The organism is Klebsiella sp. CN_Kp073 (assembly GCF_040065495.2).
In the GTDB taxonomy this organism is placed as follows: Bacteria; Pseudomonadota; Gammaproteobacteria; order Enterobacterales; family Enterobacteriaceae; genus Klebsiella; species Klebsiella aerogenes.
Map to the genome: position 1 here is coordinate 4,788,425 of NZ_CM198051.1, position 13,319 is coordinate 4,801,743.

Genomic DNA, 13,319 nt, shown 5'->3' on the forward strand with positions numbered 1-13,319 from the left:
AAATAATTCTTATGTTTAAATTTAGACGTATTGAGCGTGTTTATTGTCTAAAAAGATACGCGACGTTACAACCTTAACCACAAATTGCGAGGCCAACCGTGAGTCTATTTGATAAAACGCATCTTGTCGCCCAGGCGGATGCGCTGCCGGGGCGCAACACGCCGATGCCGGTAGCAACGCTCCACGCCGTTAACGGCCACTCAATGACCAACGTTCCTGAAGGAATGGAGGTAGCGCTGTTCGCGATGGGCTGCTTCTGGGGCGTCGAGCGTCTGTTCTGGCAATTGCCGGGGGTCTACAGCACCGCGGCGGGCTATACCGGCGGTTACACGCCAAACCCGACCTATCGTGAAGTGTGCAGCGGCGAGACCGGGCACGCGGAAGCGGTGCGCGTGGTATATGACCCGCAGGTCATCAGCTATGAGCAGCTGCTGCAGGTTTTCTGGGAGAATCACGACCCGGCGCAAGGGATGCAGCAGGGTAACGACCACGGCACGCAGTACCGTTCGGCTATCTACCCGCTGACGCCGGAGCAGCTTGAAGCGGCGCAGGCTAGTCTGGCGCGCTTCCAGAAGGCGATGCACGAGGCCAACGATACCCGCGAGATCACCACCGAGATCGCCACGGCAAAACCGTTCTACTACGCCGAGGACGATCATCAGCAGTACCTGCACAAAAACCCGTACGGCTACTGCGGTATCGGCGGGATTGGCGTTTGCCTCCCCCCGCAGGCGTAATCCTGAAGAATAAGGCCGCTGGCGAGAATAATTATCGCTCTGGTGGCTTTACAGACATTTACGCTATACTACGCTGTGTCATAGCCGGTCCAGCGCCTTCGGACCGGTTTTTTATGTATTCCACATTAAAAGAGTTATCCACTTCCCTTCCGAGGATCTGGCCTCAACGGTCAGAAAAGATATGTTAAACAGTATTTTAGTAATACTTTTCCTTATTGCCGTCAGTGCGTTTTTTTCGATCTCTGAAATCTCACTGGCCGCATCGCGTAAAATCAAACTCAAATTGCTGGCTGATGAAGGCAATGTGAACGCGCAGCGCGTTCTCAAAATGCAGGAAAACCCCGGCACCTTCTTCACCGTCGTGCAGATCGGCCTCAACGCCGTGGCCATTCTGGGTGGTATCGTCGGCGACGCCGCCTTTTCCCCTGCTTTCCACAGCGTGCTGAGCCGCTACATGTCGCCGGAGCTTTCCGAGCAGCTGAGCTTTATTTTCTCCTTCACCCTGGTCACCAGCTTGTTCATCCTGTTTGCTGACCTGACGCCGAAACGCATCGGTATGATTGCGCCAGAAGCCGTGGCTTTGCGCATCATCAACCCGATGCGCTTCTGTTTACTGGTCTTCCGCCCGCTGGTGTGGCTGTTTAACGGCATGGCGAACAACATCTTCCGTCTGTTTAAAATCCCGATGGTGCGTAAAGACGACATCACCTCCGATGATATCTACGCGGTGGTGGAGGCCGGAGCGCTGGCCGGGGTGCTGCGTAAACAAGAACACGAATTAATTGAAAACGTCTTTGAGCTGGAATCCCGTACCGTTCCCTCTTCAATGACGCCGCGCGAAAACGTGATCTGGTTCGATCTGCACGAAGACGAGCAGAGCCTGAAGAATAAAGTGGCGGAGCATCCGCACTCCAAGTTCCTGGTGTGTAACGAAGATATCGATCACATCATCGGCTACGTCGATTCCAAAGACCTGCTGAACCGCGTGCTGGCAAACCAGAGCCTGGTGTTAACCGGCGGCGTGCAGATCCGCAATACGCTGATCGTGCCGGATACCCTGACGCTCTCTGAAGCGCTGGAAAGCTTTAAAACCGCCGGCGAAGACTTCGCGGTGATCATGAACGAATACGCGCTGGTGGTAGGGATCATCACCCTCAACGACGTCATGACCACCCTGATGGGCGACCTGGTCGGCCAGGGGCTGGAAGAACAAATTGTCGCCCGCGATGAGAACTCATGGCTGATTGACGGCGGTACGCCAATCGATGACGTAATGCGCGTGCTCGATATCGATGAGTTCCCGCAGTCCGATAATTACGAGACTATCGGCGGCTTTATGATGTTTATGCTGCGCAAGATCCCGAAACGCACCGATGCGGTGAAGTTCTCCGGCTACAAGTTTGAAGTGGTGGATATCGATAACTACCGTATCGACCAGCTGCTGGTCACCCGTATCGATAACAAACCAACGGTGCTGGTACCGAAACTGCCTGATGTCGAAGACGCGGCAAAAAAAGAGAAAGGTGCGGCGTAAGCGGCCCTGAAAACATCAACGGCTCCCATCGGGAGCCGTTTTTTTTCGTGCCGTCATACCACGTTATGCGGTCTCTGTTTGCAGACGCATAACCTGACGATTGACCTCGGACATCACTGAGAAGTGCAGCTTGTCCTTAACCTTCGGGATAAGGATTTTGCCCTTATCAAATTCAAAAGCGCCAACGTCCTTGATGTACAACCGTCCACGAAACAGGATCTTCACGTACTTCGCCACTTGCAGCGGATTGTAGCGTTGGAAAATTTTCATTGTTGTCTCCTGCCAGGGTTACGCTCCTGCGGTGCCACAGTTAGCCCGCGTATCGGGAGCGCAAATTTTAATGCCCTAAAACTATAGTCCAGATTTCCGAAGTCACCCAGTCTGTAGAAGTTTTTTTACCCTTTGATGACAATAATTCAGAATTTTCGTTTCAGGCATACGTAGTTGTTAGTATAAGTTTCCGTTTTTTATTGAATGTGTGCGTTAGCACGCAAACTGGCATCACGCTTGCGGGTAATGGCGACAATTCGCACTTATCATTAAACAAGACCAAGTGGTCGGATCACCTGCATATAAAAAAGGATATCTCATGACCCTACGTAAGTTGCTGGCGGTTTCCGCCCTCCTGTTGCCGTTAATGGCTTCGGCACATAATTTTGTCGACGGTCAACGCGTCGCGCCGGTAGGCATCGCCGACCGCGGAGAACTGGTACTGAGTAACGATAAGTTTAGCTACAAAAACTGGAATAGCTCGCAGCTGGCGGGAAAAGTGCGCGTCATCCAGCATATTGCCGGGCGCACCTCGGCAAAAGAGAAGAATGCCAATCTGATTGAGGCGATTAAGGCGGCTGGCCTGCCGCACGACCGCTACCAGACCACCACCATCGTCAATACCGATGACGCGATCCCCGGTTCCGGAATGTTCGTGCGCAGCAGCATTGAGAGCAATAAACAGCTCTATCCGTGGTCGCAGTTTATCGTCGACAGCAACGGTCTCGCACGCAAAGCCTGGCAGCTCGATGAAGGCAGTTCGGCGATTGTGGTGTTAGACAAAGACGGACGCGTTCAGTGGGCAAAAGACGGCGCGCTGACCCAGCAAGAGGTACAGCAGGTCGTCGACCTGCTGCATAAGTTGCTTAATAAATAGAGACGCGGAAGCCGGGGTTGAGGAAGGATTCACGCGGCGTGTAGTCGAGGGTTTTACCCTGCCAGTCGTGAACGTGCGCCCCGGCGGCTACCGCGACCGCATGACCGGCGGCGGTATCCCAGGTGCTGGTCGGCCCGAAGCGCGGATAGAGCTGCGCCTGACCTTCCGCCACCAGGCAGAATTTCAGCGACGAACCGATTGAGGTGGTCTGGTGCTCGCCCAGTTGCTCCAGATACTCCTGCAGTTCCGGGTCATTACCGTGGGAGCGGCTAATCACCACCAGCGGCGGGCGAGCATCGCGAACCTGAATCTGCTTGCGCACGCCGCACTCTTCTTTCCACGCCTTGCCATTTTGCGCGCTGTACATCACTTTCATCACCGGCGCGTACACCACGCCCAGCGTTGGTTTGCCGTTTTCAATCAGCGCGATATTGACGGTGAATTCGCCGTTGCGCTTGATAAATTCTTTGGTGCCGTCCAGCGGGTCCACCAGCCAGTAGCGCTGCCAGTGCTGCCGCACTTCCCACGCCGGCGGATCCTCTTCCGACAGGATGGGGATTGCTGCATCCAGCGCCTGCAGGCCGCTGACAATGACTTTATGCGCGGCGATATCCGCCGCGGTAACGGGAGAATCATCCTTTTTGCTGCTCACATCCATCGGCTGGTTCCCATCGTAGACATCCATGATGGCATCGCCCGCGGTCCGTGCAAGCTGACATACTTGTTCTAACATTCTCCACCTCTTCTGGTTACAGTGGCGTTAACTCGTTGTTTTATTTATATCGCATCATCACCAGTTCCGCTATCTGTGATAACACTAGCGGTTTCCATTCACGCTTTTCTGGCAGAATTCACAATTCTGTAAGCAACAGAATGTAAATACATTTTCTTTTGTGCCATTGCTCATAAAAAAGGACGCCTCTGATGATTAAGTTTAGCGCAACGCTGCTGGCCACGCTGGTGGCGGCCAGCGTCAACGCGGCGACGGTCGACCTGCGGATCATGGAAACCACCGATCTGCACAGCAATATGATGGATTTCGATTACTACAAAGATGCCGCGACGGAAAAATTCGGCCTGGTCAGAACCGCCAGCCTGATTGAAAAAGCCCGCGCGGAAGCGAAAAACAGCGTGCTTGTGGATAACGGCGATGTTATTCAGGGTAGCCCACTGGGCGACTATATGGCGGCAAAAGGACTCAAAGAGGGGGATGTGCACCCGGTTTATAAGGCGATGAACACTCTGAATTACGCCGTCGGCAACCTGGGCAACCATGAATTCAACTACGGTCTCGACTTCCTGCACAAGGCGCTGGCCGGAGCGAAATTCCCCTACGTTAACGCCAACATTATCGATCTCAAAACCGGCAAACCAATGTTTACGCCCTACCTGATTCAGGATACCCAGGTTCAGGATAGCGATGGTCAATCCCATACACTGCGCATCGGCTATATCGGTTTTGTGCCGCCGCAGATCATGACCTGGGATAAAGCCAACCTCAACGGCAAGGTGAAGGTCAACGACATCACTGAAACCGCGCGTAAGTACGTGCCGGAGATGCGCGCGAAAGGCGCTGATGTGGTGGTCGTGGTTGCGCATTCCGGCCTCTCCGCCGACCCCTATCAGGCAATGGCGGAAAACTCGGTCTACTACTTAAGCCAGGTACCCGGAGTTGACGCCATTATGTTCGGCCACGCCCACGCGGTGTTCCCCGGTAAAGACTTCGCTACCATTAAAGGCGCGGATATCGCCAAAGGTACGCTAAACGGTATTCCGGCGGTGATGCCGGGAATGTGGGGCGATCATCTCGGGGTGGTCGATTTGGTGCTGAATAACGACAGCGGCAAATGGCAAGTAACGCAGGCCAAAGCCGAAGCGCGGCCTATTTACGACCCGGTGGCGAAAAAGTCGCTGGCGGCGGAAGATAGTAAAATGGTGGCGGTGCTGAAAGCCGATCACGACGCCACCCGCGAATTCGTCAGCAAGCCTATCGGCAAGTCCGCCGACAACATGTACAGCTACCTGGCGCTGGTGCAGGACGACCCAACGGTGCAGGTGGTCAACATGGCGCAAAAGGCCTATGTCGAACACTACATCCAGGGCGATCCGGATCTGGCGAAGTTGCCGGTGCTTTCCGCCGCCGCGCCGTTTAAAGTCGGCGGACGTAAAAACGATCCAGCAAGCTTTGTCGAAGTGGAAAAAGGCCAGCTCACCTTCCGTAACGCCGCCGACCTCTATCTCTACCCGAACACGCTGGTGGTGATGAAGGTAAGCGGTAAAGAGGTCAAGGAGTGGCTCGAATGCTCCGCCGGGCAGTTTAATCAGATTGACACCGCCAGCAGCAAACCACAGTCGCTGATTAACTGGGACGGGTTCCGCACCTATAACTTCGACGTGATTGACGGCGTAAACTATCAGATCGACGTGAGTCAACCGGCGCGCTACGATGGCGAATGCCAGATGATTCACCCGCAGTCAGAGCGCATCAAAGACCTGACCTTTAACGGTAAGCCTATCGATCCGCAGGCCACCTTCCTGGTCGCCACCAATAACTATCGCGCCTACGGCGGCAAATTCGCCGGTACCGGCGACAGCCATATCGCTTTTGCCTCCCCGGACGAAAACCGTTCGGTGCTGGCGGCGTGGATTGGCGCGCAGTCGAAGAAAGATGGCGCGATCCATCCGGCGGCGGATAACAACTGGCGTCTGGCGCCGATCCACAGCAAAACGCCGTTGAATATTCGCTTTGAGACCTCGCCAGGCGACAAAGCCGCGGCGTTTATCAAAGAGAAAGCGCAGTATCCGATGCGGCAGGTAGCGACCGATGATATCGGCTTCGCTATTTATCAGCTGGATTTGAGTCAGTAATGCCTGTTCCCCGGTGGCGCTGCGCTTACCGGGGCTACAAAGCGAAGCTGGCCGGTAGCCCGGATAAGGCGTAAGCCGCTATCCGGGTATAGCCCGTACGGCCTGCCGTTAATTTATTCACCATGTTGGCTGAAACTGCCGGTGTTGGTGGCCTCAAAATCGCTGAGACGTTCCCGGAAGGCCGGGGCAGCCCGCATGGATGCGGGCTGAGGGCCGTGATTTGCAGGGACGCTGCCTCGACCCGACCCGGAGCCTGCCGGGATAAGTCGAAGGCACCACGAAGTGGCGATTTTGGCGGCCAGAGCCCGGGAGTACAGAGGGCGGCGGCGACTGGCCGCCCTCTGTGCGCTCCCCGCGCCATGAGAAACATAACGCAGGAGACAGTTCGGGAGCGCAATGTGCTCTGAATGAATACAAAACAACGGTTTTTCCCGGACCAAAACAGTTGCAAACCGATAACACCGGGTACCCCGGTGGCGCTGTGCTTACCGGGGCTACAAAGCTGAATGAATACAAAACAACGGTTTTTCCCGGACCAAAACAGTTGCAAACCGATAACAGTATCTACGGGGAGTGATACATTTTCACTCCCCGTGGTTAGCCAGCACCGCGGGGAGATTCAGTTCGATCCAGTCCGCCAGCGCCGCCACCTTCTCGCTCACCTGCAGGCCGAGCGGCGTCAGACTATATTCAACATGCGGCGGCACCACCGGATACGAAACGCGGTCGATAAAGCCATCCTGTTCCAGCGCCTGTAAGGACTGCGCCAGCATCTTTTCACTGACGCCGCCCATTTTGCGCCGCAGATCGCTAAAGCGGTGGGTCCCCTCGCGTAGCGCCACCAGAATCAACACGCCCCAGCGGCTGGTCACGTGTTTTAGCACATCACGCGACGGGCACTGTTCAGCAAACAGATTCCCGTTGCGCAGTTTGTCGCTCAGCGTCGGTTCGGCCATTTTATACTTACCTTTTTGTGCGTACTTACTAAAAGTTAGTTAAGGTGTTAGCTTACCACAACTGCCAATGAACACGAAGGAGAAGACCTATGATCGCGATTACCGGCGCTACCGGCCAGCTTGGCCAGCACGTACTGCATGATCTGTTAAAAACCGTCCCCGCCAGCCAGATTGTGGCGATTGTCCGCAACCCGGCAAAGGCGCAAGCGCTCAGCCAGCAGGGCGTCGTCGTGCGCCAGGCCGAGTACGGCGATGAAGCCGCGCTTACCGCCGCGCTGCAAGGGGTTGATAAACTGTTATTAATCTCTTCAAGCGAAGTCGGCCAGCGCGCCGTTCAGCACCGTAACGTCATTAACGCCGCTAAAGCCGCTGGGGTGAAATTTATCGCCTATACCAGCCTGCTGCATGCCGATACCTCACCGCTGGGCCTGGCCGGTGAACATATCGAAACCGAACAAATGCTGGCCGATTCCGGTATTCCTTACGCGCTGCTGCGCAACGGCTGGTATACCGAAAACTATTTGGCCAGCGCGCCGCCAGCGCTGGAACACGGCGTGTTTATTGGCGCCGCCGGCGAGGGTAAAATCGCTTCCGCCACCCGTGCCGATTATGCCGCCGCCGCCGCCCACGTTATCGCCGGTGAGGGCCATGCCGGGAAAGTTTACGAACTGGCGGGAGATAACGCCTGGACCCTGAGCGAACTGGCTGCCGAGCTGAGCAAGCAAAGCGGGAAAAATGTGGTTTATCAAAACCTCAGCGAAGCCGATTTCGCCGCCGCGCTGAAAAACGTCGGCCTACCGGCCGGGCTTGCCGATATGCTGGCGGATTCCGATACCGGCGCGTCGAAAGGCGGACTGTTTGACGACAGCCGCACCCTGAGCAAACTGATTGGCCGCCCGACCACGTCGCTTGCCGATAGCGTGAAAGGCATCATCTAATCGCTCCCTGTCAGTTTTTGCGGTTGCTTCCCGGCGCTTCATCTCTAATATTGAAGGGATGAATCGTCGGGAGACACGGCATGCAGGGCGTACCACCACAATTTAGCGATGAAAAAGACCACGCGCGCTTTCGCCATCTCGACCAACTCCCCGGCGTTGAGCTCTATCACGCCCATATTTCTCGTTATGCCTTTGAACCGCATACCCACGAAGCCTTCGGCATCGGCGTGATTGAGCAAGGCGCCGAACGCTTTCGCTATCGCGGTAGTCAGCACGTCGCCTCAGCCAATTCCATCGTCACCATGAATCCGGATGAGCTCCATACCGGCGAGGCGGAAACCGCCGAAGGCTGGCGCTACCGGATGATTTATCTGGAGCCAGATCGGCTGGAGGCCTTCACCGGCGTTCGCCACTGGTGGTTCAGCGAGGTCGTGCGCCAGGAGCCGCAGCGCGCCCGGCAAATCGGCCAACTGATTTACGGCCTGTGGCACGCAGACGATCCGCTGGCGCAGCAGGGGATACTGCTCGACCTGGTTGATAGCTTCCGCCCTCTGGCTCACCATGCGCCAATGGCGCCGGAAGCGGCGCACCGCTTCGATCGGGTACGCGACTACCTGCACGATAACTATATGCGCGCCGTCAGCCTTGATGAACTGGCGCAGGTGGCGGCGCTCAGCCCCTATCACTTCCAGCGCCAGTTTAAAGCCCATTTTCACGTTACTCCGCACCAGATGCTGATGGCGATTCGCCTGTGGCGCGCCAAGGCGTTTCTGACCCACGGCATGCCTGCCGCCGAAGTGGCCATCGCCGCCGGCTTAACCGACCAATCGCACTTAACCCGCGCCTTCACCCGCCGCTACGGCATTACGCCGGTGCGTTATCAAAAGCAGGTCGCCGGGCGCTAAAGCGCAATCTCATACAATATTCTTTCCCCCACACCCTTCTACACTTGGCGCAAGCAAACTGAAGATGGATGTCATCATGATTAGCGGCGTGTTGTATGCCCTGCTGGCGGGGTTAATGTGGGGGCTGATTTTCGTTGGCCCGTTGCTGGTGCCGGAATACCCGGCGGTGCTGCAGTCGATGGGGCGATATCTGGCACTGGGACTTATCGCCCTGCCGCTGGCGTGGCTCGGCCGCGCGCGTCTACGCCAGCTGAACGGTAAGGACTGGTGGACCGCGCTGGCGCTGACCATGATGGGGAACCTGATCTATTACTTCTGTCTGGCCAGCGCCATTCAGCGCACCGGCGCGCCGGTATCGACGATGATTATCGGCACCCTACCGGTGGTACTGCCGGTGTGCGCCAACCTGCTTTATAGCCAGCGCGATGGCAAGCTGCCGTGGCGGCGGCTATTTCCGGCGCTAATCTGTATTGCGCTGGGGCTGGTATGCGTCAACGTAGCGGAGCTGCAGCACGGGCTTCCTGATTTCAGCCCGTGGCGCTATGGTTCGGGCATTCTTCTCGCGCTGATCTCCGTCGTCTGCTGGGCGTGGTATGCCCTGCGCAACGCTCGTTGGCTGCGTGAAAACCCGGATAAGCCGCCAATGATGTGGGCTACCGCGCAGGCGTTGGTCACCCTTCCGGTCTCGCTGGTCGGTTATATCGCCGCCTGTGGGTGGCTGCAGAACCAGCATATCGACTTCCCGCTCCCCTTCGGCCCGCGCCCGGCGGTGTTCATCGTCCTGATGCTGGCGATCGCCGTACTCTGTTCGTGGGTCGGCGCACTGTGCTGGAATATTGCCAGCCAGCGTCTGCCGACGGTGATCCTCGGGCCGCTGATCGTCTTCGAGACGCTGGCCGGTCTGCTGTACACCTTCCTGCTCCGCCAGAGCCTGCCGCCGCTGCTGACGCTGAGCGGGATCCTGCTGCTGGTGCTCGGCGTGGTGTCGGCGGTTCGCGCCCGCCCGGAGAAACCGGTCCTGCAGGAAGTGCGCGTTGAGCCAAAAAAATAGCCTGGTATCCCAAAGGGGTATTCCCATCGATATAAGATGCATTTAATATGCATCTTATATTTTTGATGACGAGGTAATTGCTATGGCTTTCCGTGACCAACCTTTGGGCAAGCTGGCGCTGAGCATCCCGCGCGCCTCCGCGCTGTTCCGTCAATACGATATGGATTACTGCTGCGGCGGCAAACAAACCCTGGAGCGCGCGGCGACGCGCAAAGCGCTGGATGTTGCGGTGATTGAAGCCGAGCTGGCGAAACTGGCCGAGCAGCCGGTCGAGCGCGACTGGCGCGCCGCGCCGTTCGCCGACATCATCGACCACATCATCGTTCGCTATCATGATCGCCACCGCGAACAGCTGCCGGAACTGATCCTGCAGGCAACCAAGGTTGAACGCGTCCACGCCGATAAACCGAACGTGCCAAAAGGGCTAACCAAATATCTGACCATGCTGCACCAGGAACTCTCCAGCCACATGATGAAAGAGGAGCAGATCCTGTTCCCGATGATCAAGCAGGGCATGGGCGCTCAGGCCGGTGGTCCTATCAGCGTAATGGAAAGCGAGCATGACGAAGCGGGCGAACTGCTGGAAGTGATCAAGCACATCACCCATAACGTGACGCCGCCGCCGGAAGCCTGTACTACCTGGAAAGCGATGTACAACGGCATTAACGAGATGATTGACGACCTGATGGAGCACATCAGTCTGGAAAATAACGTGCTGTTCCCGCGTGCCCTCGCCGGAAAATCATAAAAAAAGGCGCCCGCAGGCGCCCTCTCGACATTATCAGTTTATTGGCCACTCCGGGTGGCCTTTTTTATTTCGCCAGACGTTTTTTACCGGCAAACAGCCAGCCCGCGCCCAGCAGAACAAACCACAACGGGGTGACCATCAGCGCTTCGCGGGTATCATCTTCCAGCGTCAACAGCACCAGTACGAAGACGAAGAAAGCCATGCACACCCAGCACATCACTTTACCCAGCGGCATCTTATAGATGGACTTCTCGTGCAGCTGCGGACGCTTTTTACGATAGACCAGATAAGAGCAGAGGATAATAGTCCAGACGAACATGAACAGAATCGCCGACACCGTGGTGATCATGGTGAACGCGGCAATCACGCTCGGGTTGACCATCAGCATTACCACGCCGCCCAGCAGACACATGCAGGAGAAGGTTAAGCCCTTCGCCGGCACCGCGCGCTTCGACAGCTTGGCGAACATTTTCGGCGCCTGACCTTCCTGCGCCAGACCGAATAGCATACGGCTAGTTGAGAACACTCCGCTGTTAGCGGAAGAGGCGGCGGAAGTCAGTACCACGAAGTTGATCAGGCTGGCGGCAGCCGGCAGACCAACCAGAACAAACAGTTCAACGAACGGACTCTTGCTCGGCACGACGGAGCTCCACGGCGTCACCGACATAATCACAATCAGCGCGAAGACGTAGAACATAATGATACGCAGCGGGATGGAGTTGATCGCCCGCGGCAGCGATTTTTCCGGGTCCTTGGTTTCCGCCGCGGTGGTACCAACCAGCTCAATACCCACGAAGGCGAATACCGCTATCTGGAAGCCGGCAAAGAAACCGCTGAGGCCTTTCGGGAACCAGCCGCCGTCATTCCACAGATGCGCGAATGAGGCTTCGACGCCGGTTGGCGATTTAAAGTGCATCATCACCATCACCAGGCCGACCACAATCAGCGCCACAATGGCGACGATTTTGATCATCGCGAACCAGAACTCCATTTCGCCAAACATCTTCACGGTTGCGAGGTTCAGGCCCAGCAGCAGCAGGATAACCGCTAACGAAGCGACCCAGTCAGAAAGTCCGGGGAACCAGAACTGCGCGTAGGCGGTGATGGCGACAACGTCCGCCATCCCGGTGACCACCCAGCAGAACCAGTAGGTCCAGCCGGTAAAATACCCCGCCCACGGCCCTAACAGGTCGGAGGCGAAGTCACTGAATGATTTATATTCGAGGTTCGACAGCAGTAATTCGCCCATCGCACGCATGACGAAGAACAGCATAAAACCGATGATCATATAAACAAAAATAATGGATGGCCCGGCGAGACTGATGGTCTTGCCTGACCCCATAAACAGCCCGGTGCCGATCGCCCCGCCGATAGCAATAAGCTGAATATGCCGGTTAGTGAGATTTCGCCGTAGCGATTGTTCAGTCGTCTCCTGCTCGTCGGCAACGACTTTGACCTGATCTACCATGTGATTTTCTTCCTGTTGTACCTGTCTGTGTTGTTCAGGCTCTGTTGGCCTGTCATTTGTCGCAACCCTGGCAAGAGGGTTTATCGATATTAGGTAAGAATCGGAGGGATGAATACTATGATTTAGATATAATGTTAATTTTATGTTTAAAGTGAGTGTTATATCACCAATGTAACGCGAAACAGCTCACAAAAATACACTCAACAAACTTATATGCAATATAAAATTCCAATAAATTTATAACTTAAGGATTTTGCACTATTTTTATTGGCTCCCTCCCCTCTGCGGGAGAGGAAGCCCCTGGTGCTTAAATAATGTCCAGCAGCTCAACTTCAAAGATAAGAGTGCTGAATGGCGGGATAGAAGCGCCCGCGCCGCGCTCGCCGTAAGCCAGGTTGTGCGGAATGGTCAGTTCCCATTTGGAACCTACCGGCATCAGGGTCAGCGCTTCGATCCAGCCGCCGATCACGCCGGTCACCGGGAATTCAGCCGGTTCGCCGCGGGCTACGGAGCTATCGAACACGGTACCGTCGATAAGCTTACCGGTGTAGTGAACGCGTACGCGGTCGGTGCGCGCCGGGATCGGGCCTTCGCCCTGCGTCAGTACGCGGAACTGCAGACCGGATTCAGTGCTGTTCACGCCTTCTTTTTCACGGTTTTCATCGAGGTATTTCTGGCCATCGGCGGCCATCGCCTGGAAGCGCTCGCGACGCACGGCGTCAGCGCGTTCATGGATTTCACGCAGCGCGCGGTGTACGGCTTCAACCGGCACCTGCGGCTGGTTGCCTTCCAGCGCATCGGCAATGCCGGCAACCAGCGCTTCCGGCAGCAGCCCCTGCAGGCCGGATTCGCTCAGTTGTTGTCCAACCTGCAAGCCGATACCGTAACTTGCCTGCGCTTCGATAGTGTCAAAAGTCGGGGTTGCCATCTTTGTTCCTTTTTTGGGTGATAAACATCTTGAGAAAAG

General features: G+C 56.2%; 13 protein-coding genes. 8 read left to right on the top strand and 5 right to left on the bottom strand.

Annotated elements, in window-relative coordinates; genetic code table 11:
• The first annotated feature begins 98 nt into the window (after positions 1–98).
• On the top strand, positions 99–737 hold the full coding sequence (gene msrA / locus ABLV66_RS23015; RefSeq protein WP_047065991.1) for a peptide-methionine (S)-S-oxide reductase MsrA: 639 nt from the start codon (positions 99–101) through the stop codon (positions 735–737).
• Between the two features lie 181 nt (positions 738–918).
• Positions 919–2,271 carry a polyamine export protein PaeA gene (gene paeA, locus ABLV66_RS23020; RefSeq protein WP_045411099.1) on the top strand — a complete coding sequence of 451 codons (1,353 nt, stop codon included), beginning with the start codon at positions 919–921 and terminating at the stop codon, positions 2,269–2,271.
• Positions 2,272–2,334: 63 nt separating this feature from the next.
• Here the strand turns inward: paeA and ABLV66_RS23025 are convergent, their stop codons facing one another.
• Positions 2,335–2,541: a stringent response modulator YtfK gene (locus ABLV66_RS23025; protein ID WP_015368594.1), complete on the bottom strand. Its 207-nt coding sequence runs from the start codon at positions 2,539–2,541 to the stop codon at positions 2,335–2,337.
• Between the two features lie 319 nt (positions 2,542–2,860).
• On the opposite strand from ABLV66_RS23025, the gene ABLV66_RS23030 reads away from it, so the two are divergent.
• On the top strand, positions 2,861–3,418 hold the full coding sequence (locus tag ABLV66_RS23030; RefSeq protein WP_045396912.1) for a YtfJ family protein: 558 nt from the start codon (positions 2,861–2,863) through the stop codon (positions 3,416–3,418).
• Here ABLV66_RS23030 and cysQ read toward each other — a convergent pair.
• Positions 3,408–4,151 carry a 3'(2'),5'-bisphosphate nucleotidase CysQ gene (gene cysQ, locus ABLV66_RS23035; RefSeq protein WP_015704189.1) on the bottom strand — a complete coding sequence of 248 codons (744 nt, stop codon included), beginning with the start codon at positions 4,149–4,151 and terminating at the stop codon, positions 3,408–3,410. The genes ABLV66_RS23030 and cysQ overlap by 11 nt on opposite strands.
• A gap of 191 nt (positions 4,152–4,342) precedes the next feature.
• Between cysQ and ABLV66_RS23040 the strand changes: the two genes are divergently transcribed.
• Complete coding sequence (locus tag ABLV66_RS23040) at positions 4,343–6,286, top strand: bifunctional 2',3'-cyclic-nucleotide 2'-phosphodiesterase/3'-nucleotidase (RefSeq protein ID WP_348877051.1); 1,944 nt, start codon at positions 4,343–4,345, stop codon at positions 6,284–6,286.
• Between the two features lie 584 nt (positions 6,287–6,870).
• Here the strand turns inward: ABLV66_RS23040 and ABLV66_RS23045 are convergent.
• Positions 6,871–7,242 (bottom strand): winged helix-turn-helix transcriptional regulator, encoded by a 372-nt coding sequence (locus tag ABLV66_RS23045; protein ID WP_015704186.1) that lies wholly within the window; start codon positions 7,240–7,242, stop codon positions 6,871–6,873.
• Between the two features lie 89 nt (positions 7,243–7,331).
• On the opposite strand from ABLV66_RS23045, the gene ABLV66_RS23050 reads away from it, so the two are divergent.
• The 4 genes from ABLV66_RS23050 to ytfE all read left to right on the top strand — a co-directional run bounded on the left by ABLV66_RS23050 (position 7,332) and on the right by ytfE (position 10,884).
• Complete coding sequence (locus tag ABLV66_RS23050; RefSeq protein ID WP_032709690.1) at positions 7,332–8,180, top strand: SDR family oxidoreductase; 849 nt, start codon at positions 7,332–7,334, stop codon at positions 8,178–8,180.
• An 80-nt stretch (positions 8,181–8,260) separates the two neighbouring features.
• Entirely contained in the window at positions 8,261–9,085 is an 825-nt protein-coding gene (locus tag ABLV66_RS23055) for an AraC family transcriptional regulator (RefSeq protein ID WP_320482883.1), read from the top strand.
• Between the two features lie 76 nt (positions 9,086–9,161).
• Positions 9,162–10,136 carry a DMT family transporter gene (locus tag ABLV66_RS23060; RefSeq protein WP_348877030.1) on the top strand — a complete coding sequence of 325 codons (975 nt, stop codon included), beginning with the start codon at positions 9,162–9,164 and terminating at the stop codon, positions 10,134–10,136.
• Positions 10,137–10,218: 82 nt separating this feature from the next.
• Positions 10,219–10,884: an iron-sulfur cluster repair protein YtfE gene (gene ytfE, locus ABLV66_RS23065; protein ID WP_348877029.1), complete on the top strand. Its 666-nt coding sequence runs from the start codon at positions 10,219–10,221 to the stop codon at positions 10,882–10,884.
• Between the two features lie 64 nt (positions 10,885–10,948).
• On the opposite strand, the gene cycA is transcribed toward ytfE, so the two are convergent.
• Positions 10,949–12,352, bottom strand: a complete 1,404-nt coding sequence (gene cycA / locus ABLV66_RS23070) for a D-serine/D-alanine/glycine transporter (protein ID WP_015368603.1) — start codon at positions 12,350–12,352, stop codon at positions 10,949–10,951.
• Between the two features lie 307 nt (positions 12,353–12,659).
• Positions 12,660–13,280, bottom strand: a complete 621-nt coding sequence (fklB, locus tag ABLV66_RS23075) for an FKBP-type peptidyl-prolyl cis-trans isomerase (RefSeq protein WP_002886687.1) — start codon at positions 13,278–13,280, stop codon at positions 12,660–12,662.
• Positions 13,281–13,319: the final 39 nt, after the last annotated feature.

What these genes read in the sequence shown, in the direction of transcription:
- paeA (WP_045411099.1), top strand. Translation starts at nt 919, where the DNA reads ATGTTAAACAGTATTTTAGTAATACTTTTCCTTATTGCCGTCAGTGCG.
- ABLV66_RS23025 (WP_015368594.1), bottom strand. Translation starts at nt 2,541, where the DNA reads ATGAAAATTTTCCAACGCTACAATCCGCTGCAAGTGGCGAAGTACGTG.
- ABLV66_RS23030 (WP_045396912.1), top strand. Translation starts at nt 2,861, where the DNA reads ATGACCCTACGTAAGTTGCTGGCGGTTTCCGCCCTCCTGTTGCCGTTA.
- cysQ (WP_015704189.1), bottom strand. Translation starts at nt 4,151, where the DNA reads ATGTTAGAACAAGTATGTCAGCTTGCACGGACCGCGGGCGATGCCATC.
- ABLV66_RS23040 (WP_348877051.1), top strand. Translation starts at nt 4,343, where the DNA reads ATGATTAAGTTTAGCGCAACGCTGCTGGCCACGCTGGTGGCGGCCAGC.
- ABLV66_RS23045 (WP_015704186.1), bottom strand. Translation starts at nt 7,242, where the DNA reads ATGGCCGAACCGACGCTGAGCGACAAACTGCGCAACGGGAATCTGTTT.
- ABLV66_RS23050 (WP_032709690.1), top strand. Translation starts at nt 7,332, where the DNA reads ATGATCGCGATTACCGGCGCTACCGGCCAGCTTGGCCAGCACGTACTG.
- ABLV66_RS23055 (WP_320482883.1), top strand. Translation starts at nt 8,261, where the DNA reads ATGCAGGGCGTACCACCACAATTTAGCGATGAAAAAGACCACGCGCGC.
- ABLV66_RS23060 (WP_348877030.1), top strand. Translation starts at nt 9,162, where the DNA reads ATGATTAGCGGCGTGTTGTATGCCCTGCTGGCGGGGTTAATGTGGGGG.
- ytfE (WP_348877029.1), top strand. Translation starts at nt 10,219, where the DNA reads ATGGCTTTCCGTGACCAACCTTTGGGCAAGCTGGCGCTGAGCATCCCG.
- cycA (WP_015368603.1), bottom strand. Translation starts at nt 12,352, where the DNA reads ATGGTAGATCAGGTCAAAGTCGTTGCCGACGAGCAGGAGACGACTGAA.
- fklB (WP_002886687.1), bottom strand. Translation starts at nt 13,280, where the DNA reads ATGGCAACCCCGACTTTTGACACTATCGAAGCGCAGGCAAGTTACGGT.